Raw genomic sequence first — 23,579 nt, 5'->3', positions numbered from 1 at the left:
ACTATGCAGTTCCATATTGATGACATGACCTGCGGCGGCTGCGCCAGTACGGTAAAAAAGACGATTCTGACTCTCGATGCTAATGCGACGGTGAGAACCGACCCGGCGACGCGTCTGGTTGACGTTGAAACGTCGCTATCCGCGGAGCAGATTGCCGCTGCCCTGCAAAAGGCCGGTTTCCCGCCGCGCGAAAGGTAATCGTCAAGGGCGATCGGTCTGGCGACAGGCCGGTCGCGATACGCTAGCCACGCTTCGCTTTTCTTTGTGTGAGATAATCCCCATAAAAAATGTGACAAATCATGTGCCAGTAAGCTTTGTTAATAATATGTAATGATTTGTCTATTTTTGCTAACATTTTACCTGCTATATACAAAAAGATAACAAATAAGTAGCGCAACGCTACCTTGTTACGTCGCTTTGACGACGGGAGCGCTCCAGCGTTTCGCCGCTTCAAAGCTTGATGTTATTTTTTGATGCAGGACACTACCTATGTACACCCCCCTGAACTGGACGACGACACAACGACATGTGGCGTTTGCCAGCTTTACCAGTTGGATGCTGGATGCGTTTGATTTCTTTATCCTTGTCTTTGTACTTAGCGATCTCGCCGAATGGTTTCACGCTTCCGTATCGGACGTTTCCATTGCGATTATGCTGACCCTGGCGGTACGTCCCATTGGCGCGCTGCTATTTGGCCGAATGGCGGAAAAGTACGGACGTCGACCGATACTGATGCTCAATATTCTGTTCTTCACGGTGTTTGAACTGCTTTCCGCCTGGTCGCCCACCTTCATGGCATTTCTGATTTTTCGGGTCATGTACGGCGTGGCGATGGGCGGGATATGGGGCGTTGCGTCATCACTGGCGATGGAAACCATTCCCGATCGTTCGCGTGGCCTGATGTCGGGCATTTTTCAGGCGGGCTATCCCTGCGGCTATCTGTTCGCCTCGGTTATTTTTGGCCTCTTCTACAGTATGGTAGGCTGGCGCGGCATGTTCCTGATTGGCGCCCTGCCTGTTGTCTTACTGCCTTATATCTGGTTTAAAGTGCCGGAATCCCCCGTCTGGCTGGCGGCCAGAGCGCGTAAAGAGAATACCGCGCTGCTTCCTGTTCTGCGCAAACAGTGGAAGTTGTGTCTGTATCTGGTGCTGGTCATGGCGTTCTTTAATTTTTTCAGTCACGGCACGCAGGATCTCTATCCTACCTTCCTGAAGATGCAGCATGGTTTTGATCCGCATCTGATCAGTATCATTGCGATTTTTTATAACATTGCCGCCATGCTCGGCGGTATTTTCTACGGTACGCTATCGGAACGTATTGGGCGTAAAAAAGCGATCATGATCGCCGCCTTTCTTGCGCTTCCGGTACTCCCGCTATGGGCATTTTCCAGCGGATCATTCACGATTGGCCTGGGCGCGTTCCTGATGCAGTTTATGGTGCAGGGCGCCTGGGGAGTCGTACCGACCTGGCTGAACGAGCTGGTTCCGGCGAATGCGCGCGCCGTGCTGCCAGGGTTTGTTTACCAACTGGGTAATTTACTGGCGTCGGTTAATGCGACGTTACAGGCCCGCATCGCGGAAACGCATGGTGGCAATTACGGGTTGGCAATGGCGATCGTGGCTGGCGCGGTGGCTATTTTAATCTGTGTATTTGTGGCATTTGGTCGCGAGACCCGGGGAGTCGTCATCTCCGGTACAGATAGCGACGCACTCCCGGAGTCGGCCGTCGGTCATCGCACGTAAACACTACGCTCCTGGCGCATACTGTCGCTGGGAGCACGCCTTCCCCCCGTAGTTTTCACGCCCTTTCAACGAACAACAAAGGTTAATGATGGCATCTGCCTTTCGTGACCATTACAATCATCGCTTACTTTTTTCTTTATAAGAAATTGATTGTTGGACCTTAAAATTGTCAACGGAGCGAAGATATCATGTTGAAAGATAACCAAAAACACAACGAGTCTGTTGCCCCGAATAGCGCCTTTCTGTCTGAGTTACAACGTGCATTACCGGAATTTTTTACCGCCGATCGCTATAACGAGCAGGGCGAACTGATCGCGAAAGGCGGATTTGATCTCGCCAAATTTGAGCGCGCGTTGAAAGCGCGTAATATTGATGAGCTGACTAGCGGTTATCAGATTGATTTTATTGGCAAAGATTACGCAAAAAAACAGGCGGGTGAAAAATCCGTTACCGTTATCGTTCCTGACGTGGAACACAATACTCTGGCAGAAAATAAAAACAGCCATAATCTTTTTCTGACCGGAGATAATCTGGATGTGTTACGCCATCTGCAAAATAATTACGCCGATACCGTCGATATGATCTATATCGATCCCCCTTATAACACCGGGTCGGACGGGTTTGTCTATCCCGATCATTTTGAATATAGCGATCGGGCGTTGCAGGATATGTTTGGTCTTAATGATACTGAACTGGCACGTTTAAAATCCATTCAGGGTAAATCGACGCACTCCGCGTGGTTATCTTTCATGTATCCGCGTCTTTTCCTGGCCAGGAATCTCCTGAAAGATACCGGATTTATTTTTATCTCTATCGACGATAATGAGTACGCCAATCTTAAATTAATGATGGATGAGATTTTTGGCGAAGGCGGATTTGTCACCAATGTGATGTGGAAGCGCAAAAAAGAGATTTCTAACGACTCTGATAACGTTTCCATCCAGGGGGAATACATTCTTGTTTACGCCAAAACCGGTCAGGGCGCTTTACGTTTAGAACCGCTTTCTAAAGAGTATATTCAGAAATCCTATAAAGAACCGACCGAACAGTTTCCAGAAGGGAAATGGCGCCCGGTGCCGTTAACGGTGTCAAAAGGGCTGAGCGGCGGCGGCTATACCTATAAAATTACCACGCCGAACGGTACGGTACACGAAAGACTATGGGCTTATCCTGAAGCCAGTTACCAAAAACTGGTGGCCGATAATCTGGTCTATTTTGGCAAAGATAACGGCGGTATTCCCCAGCGAGTCATGTACGCGCACCACAGTAAAGGGCAGCCAACGACCAATTACTGGGATAACGTCGCGTCGAATAAAGAGGGGAAAAAGGAGATTCTGGATCTCTTCGGCGACAACGTTTTTGATACGCCGAAACCGACCGCATTATTGAAGAAAATCATCAAGCTCGCTATCGATAAAGACGGCGTCGTTCTGGACTTTTTTGCCGGTTCCGGCACTACGGCCCATGCAGTAATGGCGCTGAATGAAGAAGATGGGGGGCTGCGCACGTTTATTCTGTGTACTATCGATCAGGCATTAAGCAATAACACTATCGCGAAAAAAGCAGGTTATAACACTATTGATGAAATCAGCCGCGAGCGAATTACACGCGTTGCGGCGAAGATCCGCGCCAACAATCCCGCGACCAATAGCGACCTCGGTTTTAAACATTATCGTTTTGCCACTCCGACACAGCAGACGCTGGACGATCTGGATAGCTTCGATATTGCTACCGGCCATTTTATCAATACCAGCGGTCAACTGGCCGCTTTCACCGAGTCAGGATTTACCGACATGATCAATCCTTTTTCCGCCAGAGGATTGGGCGTGCCGGGCGGCGCAAGCGGCGAAGAGACCTTATTAACGACATGGCTGGTCGCCGATGGTTATAAAATGGATATTGACGTACAGACCGTTGATTTTTCCGGCTATTGCGCCAGGTATGTTGATAATACGCGCCTGTATCTGATTGATGAACGATGGGGAACAGAGCAGACCCGCGATCTTCTCAACCACATTGGTACGCACCAGCTTCCGGTTCAGACTATTGTCATTTACGGCTACTCTTTCGACCTTGAATCCATTCGTGAACTGGAAATCGGCTTAAAACAGCTTGATCAAAAAGTGAACCTGGTGAAGCGTTATTAAGAGGGGATGATGATGAATATTTTACTGGAAGAACTTCCCCATCAGGAACAGGCGTTAGCGGCGATTCTGGCGAGTTTCACCGGTATCGATCACGCGCAGGCCGATCATAATCACTATGCTAATCCGCTGATTAAGGGACGTTACGACGATAAGGCCAATATTGACGTTAAAATGGAGACCGGGACGGGTAAAACCTATGTCTATACCCGGTTGATGTATGAACTGCATCAGAACTATGGCCTCTTCAAATTTGTGCTGGTGGTGCCGACGCCAGCCATTAAAGAAGGCGCGCGGAACTTTATCATCAGCGATTACGCCAGACAGCATTTTTCACAGTTCTACGAAAATACGCGGATGGAACTTTGCACCATTAACGCCGGTGATTTTAAAGTAAAGTCGGGGCGTAAAAATTTTCCGGCCCAGTTATTAAGTTTTACTGATGCCAGCCGTCGTGATAGCCATACGATTCAGGTTTTGCTGATCAATGCGCAAATGCTCAATTCCGCCAGTATGACGCGAGACGATTACGATCAAACGCTCCTGGGTGGGCTGACGTCGCCTGTTAAAGGGCTGCAAATGACGCGACCGGTGGTCATTATTGATGAACCGCATCGTTTTGCGCGAGATAACAAATTTTATCGAGCGATTCAGGCTATTCAGCCGCAAATGATCGTCCGCTTTGGCGCTACCTTCCCGGATATTGTCGAAGGTAAGGGTAAAAATAAATGTGTACGTAAAGATTACTATCGCCGGCAACCGCAGTTTGATCTCAACGCGGTGGACAGTTTTAACGATGGTTTGGTGAAAGGTATTGATATTTATTACCCGAATCTCCCCGAAGAACAGGCCAACAATCGTTATATCGTTGACAGCGTCACGGCAAAGAAATTAATCCTCCGACGGGGGAGCAAAATTGCCGAGGTTGGCGTGGGCGAAAATCTCGCCGATGTCGATGCAGGATTTGAAGGCAGTATCGAATATGCCGGCAGTAAAATGTTGTCGAACGATCTGGAGCTGGAGGCAGGGATGGCGCTGGTGCCAGGAACCTTTGGCGCGAGCTACCAGGAACTGATTATTCAGGACGCTATCGATAAGCATTTTGATACCGAGCAGGCAAATTTCTTACGCAGCAATGAGCCAGAAAATAATGCCCCGCGTATTAAGACCTTAAGCCTTTTCTTTATTGACAGTATTAAAAGCTATCGTGATGACGAAGGCTGGTTGAAAGTCACTTTTGAGCGTTTGCTGAAAAAGAAACTGACGCAACTGATTGACGATTATCAGCGCAAGACCCTGCCGCGAGAAGTAGAGTATCTGTCGTTTCTGCAGGCCACGCTCGCCAGCCTGCACTCGGATAACCAAAACGTCCACGCTGGTTACTTTGGCGAAGACCGGGGAAGCGGCGATGAGGCGATCCAGGCTGAAGTAGATGATATTCTGAAAAATAAAGAGAAGTTGCTCAGTTTTTCAGACCATCACGGCAACTGGGAAACGCGCCGCTTTCTGTTTTCAAAATGGACGCTTCGCGAAGGCTGGGATAACCCGAATGTTTTTGTCATTGCTAAATTACGTTCTTCCGGTAGCGAGTCGAGCAAAATTCAGGAAGTGGGGCGCGGCCTGCGGCTACCGGTAGATGAAAACGGTCATCGCGTTCATCAGGAAGAGTGGCCGTCCCGGCTGTCGTTTCTGATTGGTTATGATGAAAAAACGTTTGCCAGTATGCTGGTTGATGAGATTAATCGCGACAGCAAAGTTCAGCTTAACGAGCAGAAACTGGATGAGGCGATGATCACACTCATCGTCACCGAGCGACAAAAAGTCGATCCTGCGTTTACGGAGCTTCGTTTGCTGGAAGATCTGGATGATAAAAAACTGATCAACCGGAGTAATGAGTTTAAACCCAGCGTCACGCTTAACGGAGAAACCAAAAGTGGTTTTGCGTGGCTACTGGAGTTCTACCCTGAGCTGACGCAGGCGCGGGTGCGAGCGGATCGTATTCGTGACAATAAGCCCGCCTCCCGGCTGCGGGTCAGGTTACGCAAAGAGAATTGGGAACAACTTAGCAGTATCTGGGAGCAGTTTTCCCGCCGTTATATGCTGCAATTCGAGCGTAGCGGCGCTTCTTTGGAACAGATTGCCGCCGAGGTGCTGCGCGATCCGGCGCTGTATATACGCCAGAAGCCAAGCCAGGTGCAACAACGGCTGGTATCGAATGAAGATAATGGCCGTTTTGAAGTGGCGCAGCGGGAAGGCGAATTAGCCGCCAGCGAATTTATGGCGGGCATGAAATATGGCCATTTTCTTAAGCAACTGGCGTTACGTACCAGTCTGCCGGTTAACGTCCTGCACCCGGTGTTAATGGCGATGCTGCGTGATGTTTTGCACGGAGATTCACGTTATTTAAGCGAGATCTCGTTGGACAATATGACCCGCGCATTACAGGCGCGGATTAATGCACATTTTGCGCAGCGCCACGATTATCTGCCTCTCGATTTTCAGGCTTCAACGTCGGTATTTGATTCCACGGCACGGCAGTTCAGAGAGGAGATTAGCGCTGAAATTGTGGGGAAAAATGTGGATGAGAATGCGATAGACGATCCCCGTTCTCTCTATCAAATACCGCCGTTGCGTTATGACAGCGTCGATCCAGAATTGCCGCTATTAAAATACGATTATCCGCAACAGGTTTCTGTGTTTGGCAAACTGCCTAAGCGGGCCATTCAGATCCCCAAATATACGGGGGGCTCTACTACGCCGGATTTTGTGTACCGTATTGAGCGTCAGGACGCCGACAGTGTTTATTTACTGGTTGAAACTAAAGCAGAAAATATGCGCGTAGGCGATCAGGTTATTCTTGATGCGCAACGTAAATTCTTCGATATGCTGCGTCGGCAAAATATCAATGTCGAGTTTGCGGAAGCGACCAGCGCGCCGGCGGTATTTTCTACGATCAATGGTTTGATTGAGGGGAAGGTAAACTAACGGGTTTGAATGGACCTTAACGGTTATCTTTTTGATAGACCATATAAAATGGCCGCCGCGCAGCGAGCGTTGCGGTCATTCTCCCTGTGCTAATCCCCCGTCCCGTAAACCGCGTTGACTTGAAGGTTATCGTTTTACGTCTATTCTTAACTTTCAGCTAAGCGTATTTTGCTGAAATTGCAAATAGTCTTGAGGACGCTGTTTTTTTGTTTTGCCGTTATTTTTATAACGGCCAGGTAGATATTGCCAATTGAATGTAACTAAGGGAGACATGTTATGCTAAATAGATACTACCGTTTCGCTGTCGAAAAAGACGACCCCTCCGAAGCGCCAGAGTCGGGCGATAAGCCTGACAGCCAGCCGCAAAAAAAATCGTAATTTATCTGGATATTCCCCGACGTTTTTACGTTTGGGGAAAATAACCGTTTCGTTTCAACCTGGTTGCGAACAGTGAATATTTTACACGAAGTGACTATATATAAACGGGAGGGAACATGGAGTTTGATGCATTCTTTTTAGCGAGACTCCAGTTTGCCTTTACCGTCTCTTTTCATATTATTTTCCCCGCGATTACGATTGGCTTAGCCAGTTACCTGGTGGTACTGGAAGGTCTATGGCTAAAAACGCGTAATCCTGTCTGGCGCTCGCTCTATCAGTTCTGGCTCAAAATTTTTGCCGTCAACTTCGGGATGGGCGTGGTCTCCGGTCTGGTCATGGCTTACCAGTTCGGAACGAACTGGAGCGGTTTCTCCCAGTTCGCCGGCAGTATCACCGGGCCTTTATTAACCTATGAAGTGCTCACCGCATTCTTCCTGGAAGCGGGATTCTTAGGCGTGATGCTTTTTGGCTGGAACAAAGTCGGGCCGGGCCTGCATTTCTTGTCTACCTGTATGGTGGCGTTGGGCACGTTAATGTCGACGTTCTGGATTCTGGCGTCTAACAGCTGGATGCATACCCCGCAGGGATTTGAAATTCACAACGGTCAGGTGGTCCCGGTGGACTGGTTCGCGGTGATTTTCAACCCGTCGTTCCCGTATCGCCTGTTGCATATGTCCGTTGCGGCGTTTTTAAGTAGCGCGATGTTTGTCGGCGCGTCCGCTGCCTGGCATTTACTGAAAGGTAACGATACGCCGGCTATCCGCCGTATGTTCTCGATGGCGTTATGGATGGCGGTCGTGGTGGCGCCCGTTCAGGCATTGATTGGCGATATGCACGGCCTTAATACTCTGAAGCATCAGCCGGTCAAAATTGCCGCGATTGAGGGGCACTGGGAAAATACGCCCGGCGAGCCAACGCCGCTTACGCTGGTAGGCTGGCCGGATATGGAGGCGGAACGGACCCGATATGCGCTTGAGATCCCGGCGTTGGGCAGTCTGATCCTGACGCATAGCCTGGACAAACAGGTGCCTGCGCTAAAAGATTATCCCAAAGAGGATCGCCCCAACTCTACCGTGGTGTTCTGGTCTTTCCGTCTGATGGTGGGCATGGGCGTACTGATGATCTTCCTGGGGCTGGCCAGCCTGTGGCTACGCTACCGACGCCGACTGTATCATTCGCGGCCCTTTATGCACTTTGCGCTGTGGATGGGGCCGTCCGGGCTTATCGCCATCCTTGCCGGATGGGTGACGACTGAAGTAGGACGTCAGCCGTGGGTGGTCTATGGCCTGCTGCGAACGCGTGATGCGGTTTCCGCGCACAGCACCTTGCAGATGAGCATCAGTTTGCTGGCCTTCTTTGTGGTCTATTCCCTGGTCTTTGGGGTTGGCTATATTTATATGATTCGCCTTATCCAGAAAGGGCCGCAGCCGGCGGAGACACCGACCGCTGAAACCGATGGCAGACCCGCGCGTCCTATCTCTGCCGTGGGAGAATCGCTTGAGCAGGAGAAACGCGAATGACCATCGATCTTCCGGTTATCTGGTTTGCTATTATCGTGTTCGCCACGCTGATGTATATCGTGATGGATGGTTTCGATCTGGGCGTCGGTATCCTGTTTCCGTTTATTCGCGATAAACACGATCGCGATGTTATGGTGAACTCAGTCGCGCCGGTATGGGACGGGAACGAAACCTGGCTGGTGCTGGGCGGGGCCGGGCTTTTTGGCGCGTTCCCGTTGGCTTATGCCGTCATCACCGACGCGCTGACTATCCCGCTGGTGGTTATGCTGCTTGGTCTTATCTTTCGCGGCGTCGCGTTTGAATTCCGTTTTAAAGCCACCGAGTCGCATCGCGCGTTCTGGGATAAATCCTTTATCGTCGGGTCAATCCTGGCGACCTTTGCCCAGGGGGTTGTGGTGGGGGCGGTGGTGAGCGGTTTTCAGGTGGAAGGGCGAACCTTTAGCGGTTCGCAGCTTGACTGGCTGACGCCGTTTAACCTGTTCTGCGGCGTCGGTCTGGTCGTCACCTATGCGCTGCTGGGCGCTACCTGGCTGATTATGAAAAGCGAAGATCCGCTGCATAGCCGGATGTGCGCGCTGTCGCGCCCGTTGTTGATCGTCTTGTTGCTGGTGATGGGAGGCGTCAGCGTGTGGACGCCGCTCACCCACGACGACATCGCCGAGCGCTGGTTCACGCTGCCCAATTTATACTACTTCCTGCCGGTGCCTGTGCTGGTGTTGGCTTTTAGCGTCTGGCTATGGCGCAGCGTGAAAAAACCAGAATCCCATGCGCGTCCATTTATTCTCACGCTAGGGTTAATTTTTCTGGGGTTCAGCGGGTTAGGCATCAGTATTTGGCCGAATATTATTCCACCGGATATTTCGCTGTATGCCGCCGCCGCGCCGCCGCAAAGCCAAAGCTTTATGCTGGTTGGGGCGCTGATAATCATCCCGATTATTCTGGCTTATACCTTCTGGAGCTACTACGTCTTCCGTGGAAAAGTGCGACATGGAGAGGGATATCACTGATGGTTAAAGTGAAAAAATGGTCGCGGCGAGTCGTATGGATGGTCGCGATATGGTGCGCCAGCGTGCTTCTGCTGGCGGGCGTCGGAATGTTATTCAGACTGCTCATGACCTCCGCAGGATTTCGCTCCTGACTGATACCCCCCGGACGCGCTTTCGTCTCTCGCGAAAGCGCGTTTTTATCGACAGATCGGCGTTTATCGATCACCTTTGCTCGCCTTATCTCTCCCCTCAATAGCGGTTGATAATTATTCTCATCTTTATTGTCGTTCCCGGGCCGCAGTGATATGGTTACACAGTGGCTAACGCTCTGGTATAACGCAGATAAACGGTATTGATAATGTCTCCGATCTCCTGTCACTCTTCCGCCGCCCCGGCGATGAAAAAGATCTTTTCCGTCAGCGACTTCATCGCGTTTGGCGAGCGTTATGGCATTGATTACCGCTTCCCTGCGCTACCGCAGTATACGCAGAGTAGTCCCGTACTTCATGGCGATATCGAAGAGATAGCGCTTCCCGGCGGGATTTGCATTACACGCTCGGATGTTCACGTGTTACAACCTTATGAAACCACCTCTCGCCATAGCAGTCCGCTGTATATGCTGGTGGTGCTGGAAGGTAACGTCGCGCTGGCTGTCAATGAGCAGACCTTTTTGTTGAGCGCGGGGATGGCGTTTTGCTCGCAACTGAGTGAGCAGCAGACGATACGCGCCCATCACGGCGCAGACAGTAAATTGCGCACCCTGTCGCTGGGAATGTACCCGGACGGCGGATGGCGGGAGCGTTTGCCTGTCTCGCTGGCAGACGAGTGGGAAAATAGCGCGGCCTCGGCGAGGGTCTGGCAGGTGCCGGAGTTTCTGCTTTCAGGGCTACGCTATGCGCAGCAGCCCGGACCTCATACGGCGTCACGCCAGTTAATGCTGGAAGGCATCATGCTGCAATTGCTGGGCTATGCGCTAAATCTATGTCAGCCCGCGAAGCAAAAACGCGGGCTTCCCGTCACCGGTGAATATCAGCGGCTGGAGCTCATTCGGCGTTTACTGGAGCAGACGCCGGAAAAAGCCTACACGCTGAACGAACTGGCGCGTCGGGCGGCAATGAGTCCAAGTAGTCTGCGGTGCAAGTTTCGCCATGCCTATGGGTGTACCGTGTTTGATTATCTGCGCGATTGCCGCCTGGCGCGCGCGCGTCGTTATCTGATGGAGGGATACAGCGTGCAGCAGGCCGCCTGGATGTCAGGCTATCAACATGCCACAAACTTTGCGACGGCATTTCGTCGGCGTTATGGCTGCTCGCCCGGCGAGCTGCGTGACGCGTCTCTGACGGCGTCACGACACTGTGCGTAACGCGCTCCGCCAGAGCGGTAATATCCGCCGCTAACCCGGTTTTCTGCCGCTTTGGGTGATTTTTTATCATTGCGCATAGGCAATCTGGCGTTACGCATAGTGGTCCGTCATCTCTAAAAGGTAATAATTCTTATTTACAATAAAGATGCCTTTGGAGATGTTCATGTTTGCGACAACGCGTATGGCGCTATTGATAGGCGGAGCTATCGGCGGCGCGACTTTTCCTCTTTTTGCCCAGGAAACCACAAAAAATGATACCGTCATTGTCACCTCGCCCGTTCAGAGTGGCGCGACCAAGCTGGCGACGCCAGATATTGAAACGCCGCAGTCGGTATCCATTATTACCCGCCAGCAGTTTGAAGAGCAGGGCGCAACCAGCGTGCGTCAGGCGGTCAGCTACACCCCAGGCGTATACAGTAATCAGATAGGCGCCTCTAACCGCTTTGATTACATCGTATTGCGTGGTTTTTCGGACGGTAGTCTGGATAACGTCTATCTCGACGGGTTAAAAATGATGGGCGACACCAATTCACACAGTTCGTTGGTGGTTGACCCCTGGTTTCTGGAAGATATTGAGGTGGTACGCGGCCCGGCGTCCGTTCTGTATGGACGTTCATCGCCAGGCGGCATTGTCGCGCTGACGTCGCGAAAACCGGCGTTTGATGCCGGGGGAGAGGTGAAGCTGTTTGCCGGCAATCACAACCAGCGCGGGGCGGCTTTTGATGTGACCGGCCCACTGGATGACAATGAACGTGTGGCGGCGCGTCTTAGCGGCATGACACGTTACGCCGATTCGCAGTTTACCCCCTTGAAAGAGGAACGCTATGCGCTGATGCCGAGCCTGACCTGGCGAATTACCGATCGGACGCGTCTTGATCTTATGGCCTATCTGCACCGTGATCCGGAAGGCGGTAGCCACTCCGGACTGCCTTATCAAGGCACGGTTGTACCTTATAACGGCGGAAAAATTTCTAACACTTTCTTTGAAGGTGAAGATGACTACGACAAATACGATCGCCGTGAAAATATGGTGGGTTATAACATTGAGCATCTGTTCGATAACGGCTGGTCGGTACGGCAAAAATTGCGCTATTTGCATACCAAAGTGACGTTGAATCAGGTCTATGCCGCAGGTTGGTTGAATGAAACGGCGCTGAATCGCGGCTATTCCGGCTCCGGGGAGAAAATGTCGGCTATCGCGCTGGATAATCAGCTCGACGGCAGTGTGGATACCGGGGCGATTAATCATCGTCTGCTGGTGGGGATCGATTATCAGGATCGCAGTAATCATACTACTGGCTATTATGGCGCGTTTCCGCCGATTGACGCTTTCAACCCTGTTTATGGCGCTCAGCCGGATTACATTACGTTGTATAGCCGTGAAAAACATAAGCTGCGGCAGACCGGATACTATTTACAGGATCAGATGTCATGGGATCGCTGGCGCTTTACGTTGGGCGGTCGTTACGATCGGGTCAGCGTGTCTAACATCGACAAACTTCATGATTCACGCAGCGATCTCGATAAAAACAACGTCAGCACCCGTGCCGCGTTGCTTTATCTGTTCGACAATGGCGTCGCCCCCTATCTCAGTTATTCTACCGCGTTTACGCCAACCAGCTTCGCCGACGAAAACGGCAATGTGCTGGAACCGATGAAAGGCAAGCAGTGGGAGGCGGGGGTAAAATACGAACCGCTGGGGGGGAACAGCCAGTTTAGCGCCGCCGTGTATCGTATTAACCAGACCAATATCGCGACCAAAGAAGAACCTACCGATCCGTACCGCTCGATTGGTGAAATTGAGTCTAAAGGGGTTGAACTGGAGGCCATTAGCCATTTGTCGGATAGCGTCCGTTTGCAGGCGGCATATACCTATACTGATATCCGTTATAAGAAAAGTAGCCCGCAAGAGCAGGGTAAGCGCGCGGTTTATGCTCCACGGAACCAGGCCAGCGCCTGGCTAAGTTACGATGTGAAAAGCGGTCTGTTAGAGGGGCTGACTTTGGGCTCCGGCATTCGGTACGTCAACGGCGTGACCAGCGATCGCCTGAATACCCACACCTTGCCGTCCTATACACTGGTCGATATGGTGGTAGGGTATGATTTATCCAGCATTGGGTTAAATGGCTTGAGCGCCCAGCTCAACGTAAATAACCTGACGGACAAACGCTATGTCGCTGCCTGTAATTCGCTCTCTTATTGTTATTTTGGTGCCGAGCGTAGCATTGTAGGCAGCGTTTCATGGGCGTTTTGATAACGCTTATCGTCCGGTAGCAAAGGCTACCGGGCAAACATTAGCGGTGCGTCACGCCTTCATAGAGAAGTCTGAGCGCAAACATCCCGATAATGGCGCCGATAACACGGCTGGCAATGCGCTGTATTCGCCCATAAGCGCGGCGGACTGCGGGGAGCGAAAAGGCCTGGCTGAGAAAAATACGCCAGATAACGGATGACAGCACAATTCCGGCCCAGGCCATTAACCTTGCCCATGTGGGCGTTTCTGCGCTAAGCGTTACGGAAAAAATACTGATAAAAAACAGTACGGTTTGCGGATTGGATAAATCGGTCATTAATCCCCGGCGAAAGAAAATCGTCCACGGGGCGGCAATCGGCGTCTGGAGCGTGCTCATTTGCGGCGTCGCCTGGTGGCGAATACTGTTCCAGGCGAACCATAATAAATAGGCGCCGCCGACAATTTTGATAAGAGAAAATACCGCTTCGCATTGCGTAATGAGCGTCGCCAGACCGAAAAGCCCTAGCCCGGAATAAAAGGCGTCTCCCGTGGCGACGCCCAGGCCGGTGATGACTCCCGCCCGGCGTCCTGATGCGAGGCTGGTTTGCACCACCACAAACAGATTCGCGCCGGGATTAAAAAAGGTTAACACAAACAGACTGACGGTAAGCACAACGGCATGAAACGGCTCCATAGACAACTCTTCCCATAGTCTCAAGAAATAACGTTCATCTTATTAATAGTCAAACCAGATGATTGCGAGAGAGATCACAAAGCAGGGGCGTTTTAATCCGCGTTGTTACGCCGACAGAACGGGGGCTGACTGGATTTTTTCAGCAATCTACACTACTTATTTAATCAGTCCGAACGGCCTTTTTGTTCTGATAAAGCGATGATGGCGTAATAATAAAACGAGGGTTTTGCTATGAAAACTGGCTACAAGGTTATGCTTGGCGCATTAGCGTTTGTCGTGACAAACGTTTATGCCGCAGAAATCATGAAAAAAACGGACTTTGATAAAGTCGCCTCCGAATACACGAAAATTGGCACGATTTCCACCACCGGGGAAATGTCGCCGCTGGACGCCAGAGAAGATTTAATCAAAAAGGCGGATGAAAAAGGGGCGGATGTGGTGGTGCTGACGTCCGGGCAGACAGAAAATAAAATTCATGGTACGGCTGATATTTATAAAAAGAAATAAAAGCGTTGCATCATAAAAATACCCGCCTGGGTTTCCGGCGGGTATATTTATTCCTGGCAACCGGCATCCGTTTTGCCGGATGACGGCCTGCAGTAAACGTAGCGCCATCAGGCATTCAGGACGCTGTCATTTGTCTTAATTATCCGACTGGTCTTTGGCACCAGCTTTTAAACGACGCCACAGAGTGGTGCGGCTAATCCCCAGATAACGCGCCGCGGCGCTCTTATCGCCCTTAAAGCGCGCCAGCACATCCTGTAACGTGTGCGCATCCACGGTTGAAGGCGTCAGCTCTGCTGTGTTCACCATAAGCTCAGGTAATAACTGCCGCATAAATTGCCTGTCCAGCGTTGGCGCGGGATCGACGCTTAAAAAAAGTGCCAGGCGCTCCATCATATTACGCAGTTCGCGAATATTACCGGGCCAGCGCCAGGCCAGCAAAAGCGGCTGACACTGTGTCAATCCATGACGTATCGATTCGGTAAACGGAATTTCCATCGCCGCCAGCGACTGTTTTAAAAAGCTTTCCGCCAGCGGCAAAATATCAGCCTGCCGCTCGCGCAAAGGAGGAAGCGTCAGGCGCAGAATACTCAGGCGGTAAAAGAGATCGGGGCGAAAACGTCCTTGCATTATCTCCCGATCCAGATCGCAATGCGTAGCGCTGATCACCCGGACATCCACCGGGACCGGCTGGTGTCCGCCGACGCGAGTGACGGCTTTTTCCTCCAGTACGCGCAAGAGTCGGGTTTGCAACGGCAAGGGCATTTCGCCGATTTCATCCAGAAACAGCGTGCCGCCGTGTGCGATTTCAAACAGCCCCGCCCGGCCTCCTCGTCGTGAACCGGTAAACGCGCCCTCTTCATAACCAAACAGTTCCGCTTCCAGCAACGACTCGGTAATCGCGCCGCAATTGACGGCGACAAAGGGAGGGGATGGCTTATTCTGACGGTGAGGCTGGCGGTGAAAAAACGTCTGGTGAATCGCCTGCGCCGCCAGCTCTTTTCCGGTCCCTGTTTCCCCCTGAATCAGCACTGCCGCACGGGAGCGGGCATAGAGCGTAATCGTCTGGCGGAGCTGCTCCATTTGCGGCGACTGGCCGCGTATATCGCCCAGTTCATACCGGGTTTGTAATCCCTTGCCGGATGGGTAATCCACGCGCTGGCGCCGTGTCAGACGGGTCATATCCAGCGCATCATGGAAAGCCTGACGAACGGTCGCCGCGGAATAAATAAAGATGGCAGTCATTCCCGCTTCTTCCGCCAGATCGGTAATCAATCCCGCGCCGACGACGGCCTCAATACCGTTGGCCTTAAGTTCGTTAATTTGCCCGCGCGCGTCCTCTTCGGTGACATAGCTTCGCTGTTCAAGACGGAGGTGAAACGTTTTCTGAAAGGCAAGTAAAGCCGGAATGGTCTCCTGATAGGTCACGATACCGATAGACGAGGTGAGCTTTCCTGCTTTCGCCAGCGCCTGTAATACATCGAATCCGCTGGGCTTGATGAGGATCACCGGTATTGACAGGCGACTTTTTAAATAGGCCCCGTTCGAACCCGCCGCGATAATCGCGTCGCAGCGCTCGGTCGCCAGTTTTTTGCGAATATAGGTCACCGCCTTTTCAAAGCCGAGTTGAATAGGCGTGATGGTCGCCAGATGATCGAATTCCAGGCTGATATCCCGAAACAGTTCGAACAGACGCGTTACGGAGACCGTCCAGATCACCGGTTTATCGCTATTATCGCGCGGAGCGCTGTGGGCAGTCGTCATCGCAGTAGGTTCATCTTTAAGGGGCGATTTTTTGTTTTAAACGTGTTTCATAAATGTTGCAATGAAACGGAACGATTCGTTTCATGAAACGTTAGCTGACACGTTTTTCTTTTCCCTTAATCGCGCTTATTCATAACAGAAATGACTGTAATCACCTGTTTTTAAATCTCATTGTATTTAATTTTCTCGCTGCCTCTTTGCCTGGCATAGCCTTTGCTTTGGTGAATACATCTTGAGTAACAATTTACTAACATGAGGACGAGATATGTCTTTACATTCGCCGGGGCAGGCATTTCGCGCCGCGCTCGCTAAAGAGAATCCATTACAAATTGTCGGCGCGATCAATGCTAACCATGCTCTGTTGGCCCAACGGGCCGGGTATCAGGCTATCTATCTTTCTGGCGGCGGCGTAGCGGCAGGCTCGCTTGGACTGCCGGATCTGGGGATTTCTACGCTGGATGATGTGTTAACCGATATCCGGCGCATCACGGATGTTTGCCCGCTGCCGCTGTTGGTGGATGCGGATATTGGCTTTGGCTCCTCCGCCTTTAATGTCGCGCGGACGGTAAAGTCCATAGCCAAAGCGGGCGCCGCCGCGCTGCATATTGAAGACCAGGTTGGCGCTAAGCGCTGTGGACACCGTCCAAACAAAGCGATCGTCTCGAAAGAGGAGATGGTAGACAGAATTCGGGCGGCAGTGGATGCGCGCACCGATCCGAACTTTGTGATCATGGCGCGTACCGATGCGCTGGCGGTGGAAGGGCTGGAGGCGGCTCTCGATCGCGCGCAGGCTTACGTGGACGCGGGGGCTGACATGCTGTTCCCGGAGGCGATCACCGAACTGTCGATGTACCGCCAGTTCGCCGACGTGGCGCAGGTGCCGATCCTCGCCAACATCACTGAGTTTGGCGCGACGCCGCTGTTTACGACCGACGAGTTGCGCAGTGCAAACGTGGCGATGGCGCTCTATCCGCTGTCGGCGTTTCGCGCCATGAACCGCGCCGCAGAAAGAGTCTATACCGTGCTGCGCCAGGAAGGGACGCAAAAGAACGTGATCGACATCATGCAAACCCGCAACGAGCTGTACGAAAGCATCAATTACTACCAGTTCGAAGAGAAGCTGGACGCGCTGTACAGGAATAAAAAATCGTAGCCTGTAGGCCTGATAAGGCGAAGCCGCCATCAGGCAATGCCGGATGGCACTACGTTTATCCGGCTTACACGCCTCAATACCCTACACATTAAAAAAATGACGAGGACACTATGAGCGACACCACGATCCTGCAAAATAATAACCATGTCATTAAGCCCAAAAAATCCGTCGCCTTGTCTGGCGTACCTGCCGGAAATACCGCTCTGTGTACCGTGGGAAAAAGCGGTAACGATCTGCACTATCGCGGTTACGACATTCTCGATCTGGCGGAGCACTGCGAATTTGAAGAAGTCGCGCATTTACTGATCCACGGAAAATTACCGACCCGCGACGAGCTGAACGCTTATAAAAGCAAGTTAAAAGCGCTGCGCGGATTACCCGCCAATGTCCGTACCGTTCTGGAAGCGTTACCGGCGGCCTCGCACCCGATGGACGTGATGCGTACCGGCGTTTCCGCGCTGGGCTGCACCCTGCCGGAAAAAGAGGGACATACCGTCTCCGGCGCGCGCGATATTGCCGATAAGCTGTTGGCCTCGCTCAGCTCTATCCTTCTTTACTGGTATCACTACAGCCACAACGGCGAACGTATTCAGCCGGAAACCGACGATGATTCCATCGGCGGCCATTTCCTGCATCTGCTGCATGGTGAAAAGCCAACCCAAAGCTGGGAAAAGGCGATGCATATTTCGCTGGTGCTGTATGCCGAGCATGAGTTCAACGCCTCGACGTTTACCAGCCGGGTGATTGCCGGGACCGGCTCGGATGTCTACTCCGCGATTATCGGCGCGATTGGCGCGCTGCGGGGCCCGAAACACGGCGGGGCGAATGAGGTGTCGCTGGAAATTCAACAGCGTTATGAAACGCCGGACGAGGCAGAGGCGGATATCCGTAAACGCGTGGAAAACAAAGAGGTGGTGATTGGCTTTGGACATCCGGTTTACACCATCGCCGACCCGCGCCATCAGGTGATCAAACGGGTGGCGAAACAGCTTTCAGAAGAAGGCGGCTCGCTGAAGATGTACCACATCGCCGACCGTCTGGAAACGGTGATGTGGGAAACCAAAAAGATGTTCCCGAATCTCGACTGGTTTTCGGCGGTCTCCTACAACATGATGGGCGTCCCTACCGAAATGTTCACCCCGCTGTTTGTCATCGCCCGCGTTACCGGCTGGGCGGCGCACATTATTGAACAGCGTCAGGACAACAAGATTATTCGCCCCTCTGCCAACTATACCGGGCCGGAAGATCGTCCGTTTGTCTCGATAGACGATCGTTGCTAACTCACTCTTATTAAAAATAAAACGCAGGAAACGTACCCTATGTCTACCCAAGAACTGAACATCCGTCCGGAATTTGACCGCGAAATCGTCGATATCGTGGATTACGTGATGAACTACGACATCACCTCAAAGGTGGCGTACGACACCGCGCATTATTGCCTGCTCGACACGCTCGGCTGTGGTCTGGAAGCGCTGGAATACCCGGCCTGTAAAAAATTGCTTGGGCCGATCGTACCAGGCACGGTGGTGCCCAACGGCGCACGCGTGCCGGGCACCCAGTTCCAGCTCGATCCGGTACAGGCAGCTTTTAACATTGGCGCGATGATCCGCTGGCTCGATTTTAACGATACCTGGCTTGCCGCCGAGTGGGGCCATCCTTCTGATAACCTCGGCGGTATTCTGGCGATTGCTGACTGGCTGTCACGCAACGCCGTCGCCGCCGGCAAAGCGCCGCTGACCATGAAACAGGTATTGAGCGGGATGATCAAAGCCCATGAAATTCAGGGCTGCATCGCGCTGGAAAACGCCTTCAACCGTGTCGGGCTTGACCATGTGCTGCTGGTCAAAGTGGCCTCGACCGCGGTGGTCGCTGAAATGCTGGGGCTGACGCGCGATGAGATCCTCAACGCGGTATCGTTGGCGTGGGTCGACGGCCAGTCGCTGCGCACTTATCGTCATGCGCCGAATACCGGTACGCGCAAATCCTGGGCGGCGGGCGATGCGACTTCGCGCGCGGTACGTCTGGCGCTGATGGCGAAAACCGGCGAGATGGGCTATCCCTCGGCGCTCACCGCCAAAACCTGGGGCTTCTACGACGTTTCATTCAAAGGTGAAACGTTCCGTTTCCAGCGCCCTTACGGCTCCTACGTGATGGAAAACGTGCTATTCAAAATTTCTTTCCCGGCAGAGTTCCACTCGCAAACCGCCGTCGAAGCGGCGATGACGCTGTATGAGCAGATGCAGGCCGCGGGTAAAACGGCAGCGGATATCGAGAAAGTGACCATCCGCACCCACGAAGCCTGTCTCCGCATTATCGATAAAAAAGGCCCGCTCAATAACCCGGCGGACCGCGATCACTGTATCCAGTATATGGTCGCCGTGCCGTTGCTGTTCGGACGGTTAACCGCGGCGGATTATGAAGACGAGGTGGCGCAGGACAAGCGTATTGACGCCCTGCGCGAGAAAATCGTGTGTTATGAGGACCCGGCTTTTACCGCCGACTATCACGACCCGGAAAAACGTGCTATCGGCAATGCGATCACCGTGGAGTTTACTGATGGCTCACGCTTTGGCGAGGTTGTCGTGGAGTATCCGATTGGTCATGCGCGTCGCCGCGCCGACGGTATTCCGAAGCTTATCGAAAAATTTAAAATAAACCTGGCGCGTCAGTTCCCGACTCGCCAGCAGCAACGCATTCTGGATGTCTCCCTGGACAGAGCCCGCCTGGAGCAGATGCCGGTTAACGAATACCTCGATTTATATGTCATCTGAGCCAGCCAGCAGTAAGGCGTAAGTTCAACAGGAGAGCGTGATGTCTTTTAGCGAATTTTATCAGCGTTCCATTAACGAACCGGAGGCGTTCTGGGCCGAGCAGGCCCGGCGTATCGACTGGCGACAGCCGTTTACGCAGACGCTGGATCATAGCCGTCCACCGTTTGCCCGCTGGTTTTGCGGCGGCACCACTAACTTATGTCATAACGCCGTCGACCGCTGGCGGGATAAGCAGCCGGAGGCGCTGGCGCTGATTGCCGTCTCATCAGAGACCGATGAAGAGCGCACATTTACCTTCAGCCAGTTGCATGATGAAGTCAACGCTGTGGCCGCTATGCTGCTGTCGCTGGGCGTGCAGCGTGGCGATCGCGTATTGGTCTATATGCCGATGATTGCCGAAGCGCAGATAACCCTGCTGGCCTGCGCGCGCATTGGCGCGATCCATTCGGTGGTCTTTGGCGGTTTTGCCTCGCACAGCGTGGCGGCGCGCATTGACGATGCCAGACCGGCGCTGATTGTGTCGGCGGATGCCGGAGCGCGGGGCGGTAAAATCCTGCCGTATAAAAAGCTGCTTGATGACGCTATTGCGCAGGCGCAGCATCAGCCGAAACACGTTCTGCTGGTGGACAGAGGGCTGGCGAAAATGGCGTGGGTGGATGGGCGCGATCTGGATTTTGCCACGTTGCGCCAGCAGCATCTCGGCGCGAGCGTGCCGGTGGCGTGGCTGGAATCCAATGAAACCTCATGCATTCTTTACACCTCCGGCACTACCGGCAAACCGAAAGGCGTCCAGCGCGACGTCGGCGGTTATGCGGTGGCGCTGGCAACCTCGATGGACACCATTTTTGGCGGCAAGGCGGGCGGCGTATTCTTTTGCGCATCGGATATCGGCTGGGTCGTCGGCCACTCCTATATCGTTTACGCGCCGTTGCTGGCAGGCATGGCGACTATTGTTTACGAAGGACTGCCGACGTACCCGGACTGCGGGGTCTGGTGGAAAATTGTCGAGAAATACCAGGTTAACCGGATGTTTTCCGCCCCGACCGCGATTCGCGTGCTGAAAAAATTCCCGACGGCGCAAATCCGCAATCACGATCTCTCCTCGCTGGAGGCGCTTTATCTGGCCGGTGAGCCGCTGGACGAGCCGACGGCCAGTTGGGTGACGGAGACGCTGGGCGTACCGGTTATCGACAATTATTGGCAGACGGAGTCCGGCTGGCCGATCATGGCGCTGGCCCGCGCGCTGGACGACAGGCCGTCGCGTCTGGGAAGTCCCGGCGTGCCGATGTACGGTTATAACGTCCAGCTACTCAATGAAGTCACCGGCGACCCCTGCGGCATAAATGAAAAAGGCATGCTGGTGATTGAGGGGCCGCTGCCGCCGGGCTGTATTCAGACTATTTGGGGCGACGATGCGCGTTTTGTGAAGACTTACTGGTCGCTGTTTAACCGTCAGGTTTATGCCACCTTCGACTGGGGAATCCGCGATGCCGAGGGGTATTACTTTATTCTGGGCCGTACCGATGATGTGATTAATATTGCGGGCCATCGGCTGGGGACGCGAGAAATAGAAGAAAGTATCTCCGGTTACCCGAACGTAGCGGAAGTGGCGGTGGTGGGGATAAAGGACGCTCTGAAAGGGCAGGTAGCGGTGGCGTTTGTCATTCCGAAGCAGAGCGATACGCTGGCGGATCGCGAGGCGGCGCGCGACGAGGAAAAAGCGATTATGGCGCTGGTGGACAACCAGATCGGTCACTTTGGTCGTCCGGCGCATGTCTGGTTTGTTTCGCAGCTCCCTAAAACGCGTTCCGGAAAGATGCTTCGCCGCACGATCCAGGCGATCTGCGAAGGCCGCGATCCGGGCGATCTGACAACCATTGACGATCCTGCGTCGTTGCAGCAAATTCGCCAGGCGATCGAGGAATAGCCGTAAGCCGATAAGCCGCGTCCGGCAACGGGTTAGCGTCAGCGACTGAATAGTGGGGGGGGGGGGGGACGTCGGGAAAGGGCGGCAGCGCGCCGCCCTGTAACAGAATTAACGCAGAATATTTTTCTCAGCCAGATCCAGCGCGAAGTAACTGAAAATCAAATCGGCGCCGGCGCGTTTAATCGAGCCCAGACTTTCCAGCACGACCTTTTCTTCATCAATGGCGCCAGCCATAGCAGCAAATTTAATCATGGCGTATTCACCGCTCACCTGGTAAGCGCCAAGCGGCAACTCTGTGCGTTCGCGGATTTCACGCAGCACGTCCAGATACGCGCCGGCCGGTTTCACCATTAAGCAATCCGCGCCCTGGGCTTCATCGAGCAGTGATTCGCGAATCGCTTCACGGCGGTTCATCGGATTCATTTGATACGTCTTGCGGTCGCCTTTTAACGCGGTACCCGCTGCTTCACGGAAGGGGCCGTAGAAAGAAGAGGCGAACTTGGTGGAGTAGGACATTATTGCCGTATCGGTAAAACCGGCGGCATCCAGCGCCTGGCGGATAGCCTGGACTTGTCCATCCATGGCCGCGGAGGGCGCAATAAAATCTGCTCCAGCCGCCGCCGCGATAACGGCCTGCTTGCCGAGGTTGGCCAGCGTCGCATCGTTATCCACACCGTGTTCGCACAACACGCCGCAGTGGCCGTGCGAGGTGTATTCGCAGAAGCAGGTGTCGGACATGACGATCATCTCCGGCACGGTTTGCTTACAGATGCGGGACATTCTTGCCACCAGACCGTCTTCTTTCCAGGTATCGCTGCCGGTGTCATCAGTATGGTGGGAAATGCCGAAGGTCATAACGGAACGAATACCAGCATTTGCGATACGTTCAATCTCTCGCGCCAGCTGCTTTTCCGGGATACGCATTACGCCGGGCATGGCATCAATAGCTTTGTAATCGTCGAGTTCTTCTTCAACAAAGATCGGCAACACCAGGTCGTTCAGGCTAAGTGTTGTCTCTTCAAACATAGCGCGCAGCGCAGCGGATTTGCGCAGGCGGCGAGGGCGATGGATAAGGTCTGTCATGGTCTGCCTGATGTTTGTGGAATCGAAGGCCCAGTATACCTGAATCTGCAGGCAGATGTTTTACGAAAACGGTTCTTAACGTAGCAGGCGCAGCCCCAGCGGCGGCAGAACATGGCGCTTCTTTTATATACCGGAGATTAATACCTCAGGTACTATATCATTTTAAATAAGAATTAGTTTTACGTTGTTTTTAGTTTTATTTCATCGTCATTTAAGTAAATGTGGGTTTTAACATTATTCATATTTATTTTATTTTTCTTTAATCCATATTTATCTCATATGTATTTTATTTTTTTATTTTCTTGTAACCTCATGAAAAAGAATAATTTTT

General features: G+C 52.8%; 18 protein-coding genes and 1 pseudogene. 16 read left to right on the top strand and 3 right to left on the bottom strand.

All coding sequences use genetic code 11. The annotated features are described in order from the left end of the window. The first annotated feature begins 3 nt into the window (after nucleotides 1-3). The 11 genes and pseudogenes from golB to foxA all read left to right on the top strand — a co-directional run bounded on the left by golB (nucleotide 4) and on the right by foxA (nucleotide 13,373). Nucleotides 4-198, top strand: a complete 195-nt coding sequence (gene golB, locus ACLJRH_RS06340) for a gold resistance metallochaperone GolB (protein WP_001159470.1) — start codon at nucleotides 4-6, stop codon at nucleotides 196-198. A 291-nt stretch (nucleotides 199-489) separates the two neighbouring features. Next, nucleotides 490-1,743, top strand: coding sequence for an MFS transporter (locus ACLJRH_RS06335; RefSeq protein ID WP_000288504.1), 1,254 nt, complete (start codon nucleotides 490-492; stop codon nucleotides 1,741-1,743). A 188-nt stretch (nucleotides 1,744-1,931) separates the two neighbouring features. Next, nucleotides 1,932-3,890 carry a site-specific DNA-methyltransferase gene (locus ACLJRH_RS06330; RefSeq protein WP_023137187.1) on the top strand — a complete coding sequence of 653 codons (1,959 nt, stop codon included), beginning with the start codon at nucleotides 1,932-1,934 and terminating at the stop codon, nucleotides 3,888-3,890. Nucleotides 3,891-3,899: 9 nt separating this feature from the next. Then, nucleotides 3,900-6,872, top strand: a complete 2,973-nt coding sequence (locus tag ACLJRH_RS06325) for a type III restriction-modification system endonuclease (protein WP_001628403.1) — start codon at nucleotides 3,900-3,902, stop codon at nucleotides 6,870-6,872. 276 nt (nucleotides 6,873-7,148) lie between these two features. Continuing rightward, nucleotides 7,149-7,250, top strand: coding sequence for a small effector SsaA (gene ssaA / locus ACLJRH_RS06320; RefSeq protein ID WP_000934834.1), 102 nt, complete (start codon nucleotides 7,149-7,151; stop codon nucleotides 7,248-7,250). Between the two features lie 116 nt (nucleotides 7,251-7,366). Continuing rightward, on the top strand, nucleotides 7,367-8,770 hold the full coding sequence (locus ACLJRH_RS06315) for a cytochrome ubiquinol oxidase subunit I (RefSeq protein WP_000393711.1): 1,404 nt from the start codon (nucleotides 7,367-7,369) through the stop codon (nucleotides 8,768-8,770). Continuing rightward, complete coding sequence (gene cydB, locus ACLJRH_RS06310) at nucleotides 8,767-9,777, top strand: cytochrome d ubiquinol oxidase subunit II (protein ID WP_000151047.1); 1,011 nt, start codon at nucleotides 8,767-8,769, stop codon at nucleotides 9,775-9,777. Before ACLJRH_RS06315 ends, cydB begins: the two co-directional genes overlap by 4 nt. Further along, the gene (locus ACLJRH_RS06305) at nucleotides 9,723-9,908 is read left to right on the top strand and encodes a DUF2474 domain-containing protein (protein WP_305954967.1); all 186 of its coding nucleotides are present in this window, start codon (nucleotides 9,723-9,725) and stop codon (nucleotides 9,906-9,908) included. The genes cydB and ACLJRH_RS06305 overlap by 55 nt, the downstream gene beginning before the upstream one ends. Continuing rightward, a pseudogene (locus tag ACLJRH_RS06300) lies at nucleotides 9,827-10,019 on the top strand (hypothetical protein). Before ACLJRH_RS06305 ends, ACLJRH_RS06300 begins: the two are co-directional and overlap by 82 nt. A 95-nt stretch (nucleotides 10,020-10,114) precedes the next feature. Continuing rightward, nucleotides 10,115-11,119: a ferrioxamine uptake transcriptional regulator FoxR gene (foxR, locus tag ACLJRH_RS06295; RefSeq protein WP_023137189.1), complete on the top strand. Its 1,005-nt coding sequence runs from the start codon at nucleotides 10,115-10,117 to the stop codon at nucleotides 11,117-11,119. A gap of 145 nt (nucleotides 11,120-11,264) precedes the next feature. After that, complete coding sequence (gene foxA / locus ACLJRH_RS06290; protein WP_001127717.1) at nucleotides 11,265-13,373, top strand: ferrioxamine B receptor FoxA; 2,109 nt, start codon at nucleotides 11,265-11,267, stop codon at nucleotides 13,371-13,373. A 40-nt stretch (nucleotides 13,374-13,413) separates the two neighbouring features. Here foxA and ACLJRH_RS06285 read toward each other — a convergent pair whose 3' ends face one another. After that, nucleotides 13,414-14,046, bottom strand: a complete 633-nt coding sequence (locus ACLJRH_RS06285) for a LysE family transporter (protein ID WP_000433131.1) — start codon at nucleotides 14,044-14,046, stop codon at nucleotides 13,414-13,416. A gap of 231 nt (nucleotides 14,047-14,277) precedes the next feature. Here ACLJRH_RS06285 and yahO point away from each other — a divergent pair, with 231 nt between their 5' ends. Continuing rightward, nucleotides 14,278-14,553: a DUF1471 family periplasmic protein YahO gene (yahO, locus tag ACLJRH_RS06280; RefSeq protein ID WP_000848026.1), complete on the top strand. Its 276-nt coding sequence runs from the start codon at nucleotides 14,278-14,280 to the stop codon at nucleotides 14,551-14,553. A 135-nt stretch (nucleotides 14,554-14,688) separates the two neighbouring features. On the opposite strand, the gene prpR is transcribed toward yahO, so the two are convergent. Further along, nucleotides 14,689-16,314, bottom strand: coding sequence for a propionate catabolism operon regulatory protein PrpR (prpR, locus tag ACLJRH_RS06275; protein WP_000205283.1), 1,626 nt, complete (start codon nucleotides 16,312-16,314; stop codon nucleotides 14,689-14,691). 265 nt (nucleotides 16,315-16,579) lie between these two features. Between prpR and prpB the strand changes: the two genes are divergently transcribed. The 4 genes from prpB (at nucleotide 16,580) to prpE (ending at nucleotide 22,165) form a co-directional block, all read left to right on the top strand. Then, nucleotides 16,580-17,467 carry a methylisocitrate lyase gene (prpB, locus tag ACLJRH_RS06270; protein ID WP_023137190.1) on the top strand — a complete coding sequence of 296 codons (888 nt, stop codon included), beginning with the start codon at nucleotides 16,580-16,582 and terminating at the stop codon, nucleotides 17,465-17,467. 110 nt (nucleotides 17,468-17,577) lie between these two features. Further along, the gene (gene prpC / locus ACLJRH_RS06265) at nucleotides 17,578-18,747 is read left to right on the top strand and encodes a 2-methylcitrate synthase (protein WP_001285878.1); all 1,170 of its coding nucleotides are present in this window, start codon (nucleotides 17,578-17,580) and stop codon (nucleotides 18,745-18,747) included. Nucleotides 18,748-18,786: 39 nt separating this feature from the next. Continuing rightward, the gene (locus tag ACLJRH_RS06260) at nucleotides 18,787-20,238 is read left to right on the top strand and encodes a bifunctional 2-methylcitrate dehydratase/aconitate hydratase (protein ID WP_000107076.1); all 1,452 of its coding nucleotides are present in this window, start codon (nucleotides 18,787-18,789) and stop codon (nucleotides 20,236-20,238) included. Nucleotides 20,239-20,278: 40 nt separating this feature from the next. After that, nucleotides 20,279-22,165, top strand: a complete 1,887-nt coding sequence (gene prpE / locus ACLJRH_RS06255) for a propionate--CoA ligase (RefSeq protein ID WP_000010219.1) — start codon at nucleotides 20,279-20,281, stop codon at nucleotides 22,163-22,165. Nucleotides 22,166-22,273: 108 nt separating this feature from the next. Here prpE and hemB read toward each other — a convergent pair whose 3' ends face one another. Next, a complete protein-coding gene (hemB, locus tag ACLJRH_RS06250; protein ID WP_000130724.1) occupies nucleotides 22,274-23,248 on the bottom strand; it encodes a porphobilinogen synthase in 975 nt (324 codons plus the stop codon). Nucleotides 23,249-23,579 lie beyond the last annotated feature (331 nt).

This window comes from Salmonella sp. SAL04162 (assembly GCF_046551535.1).
Lineage (GTDB): Bacteria > Pseudomonadota > Gammaproteobacteria > Enterobacterales > Enterobacteriaceae > Salmonella > Salmonella enterica.
This window is presented reverse-complemented; position numbering and strand designations above follow the sequence as displayed.

Excerpts from the sequence above, each read along its gene's own strand:
- golB (WP_001159470.1), top strand. The coding sequence starts at position 4 with ATGCAGTTCCATATTGATGACATGACCTGCGGCGGCTGCGCCAGTACG.
- ACLJRH_RS06335 (WP_000288504.1), top strand. The coding sequence starts at position 490 with ATGTACACCCCCCTGAACTGGACGACGACACAACGACATGTGGCGTTT.
- ACLJRH_RS06330 (WP_023137187.1), top strand. The coding sequence starts at position 1,932 with ATGTTGAAAGATAACCAAAAACACAACGAGTCTGTTGCCCCGAATAGC.
- ACLJRH_RS06325 (WP_001628403.1), top strand. The coding sequence starts at position 3,900 with ATGATGAATATTTTACTGGAAGAACTTCCCCATCAGGAACAGGCGTTA.
- ssaA (WP_000934834.1), top strand. The coding sequence starts at position 7,149 with ATGCTAAATAGATACTACCGTTTCGCTGTCGAAAAAGACGACCCCTCC.
- ACLJRH_RS06315 (WP_000393711.1), top strand. The coding sequence starts at position 7,367 with ATGGAGTTTGATGCATTCTTTTTAGCGAGACTCCAGTTTGCCTTTACC.
- cydB (WP_000151047.1), top strand. The coding sequence starts at position 8,767 with ATGACCATCGATCTTCCGGTTATCTGGTTTGCTATTATCGTGTTCGCC.
- foxR (WP_023137189.1), top strand. The coding sequence starts at position 10,115 with ATGTCTCCGATCTCCTGTCACTCTTCCGCCGCCCCGGCGATGAAAAAG.
- foxA (WP_001127717.1), top strand. The coding sequence starts at position 11,265 with ATGCCTTTGGAGATGTTCATGTTTGCGACAACGCGTATGGCGCTATTG.
- ACLJRH_RS06285 (WP_000433131.1), bottom strand. The coding sequence starts at position 14,046 with ATGGAGCCGTTTCATGCCGTTGTGCTTACCGTCAGTCTGTTTGTGTTA.
- yahO (WP_000848026.1), top strand. The coding sequence starts at position 14,278 with ATGAAAACTGGCTACAAGGTTATGCTTGGCGCATTAGCGTTTGTCGTG.
- prpR (WP_000205283.1), bottom strand. The coding sequence starts at position 16,314 with ATGACGACTGCCCACAGCGCTCCGCGCGATAATAGCGATAAACCGGTG.
- prpB (WP_023137190.1), top strand. The coding sequence starts at position 16,580 with ATGTCTTTACATTCGCCGGGGCAGGCATTTCGCGCCGCGCTCGCTAAA.
- prpC (WP_001285878.1), top strand. The coding sequence starts at position 17,578 with ATGAGCGACACCACGATCCTGCAAAATAATAACCATGTCATTAAGCCC.
- ACLJRH_RS06260 (WP_000107076.1), top strand. The coding sequence starts at position 18,787 with ATGTCTACCCAAGAACTGAACATCCGTCCGGAATTTGACCGCGAAATC.
- prpE (WP_000010219.1), top strand. The coding sequence starts at position 20,279 with ATGTCTTTTAGCGAATTTTATCAGCGTTCCATTAACGAACCGGAGGCG.
- hemB (WP_000130724.1), bottom strand. The coding sequence starts at position 23,248 with ATGACAGACCTTATCCATCGCCCTCGCCGCCTGCGCAAATCCGCTGCG.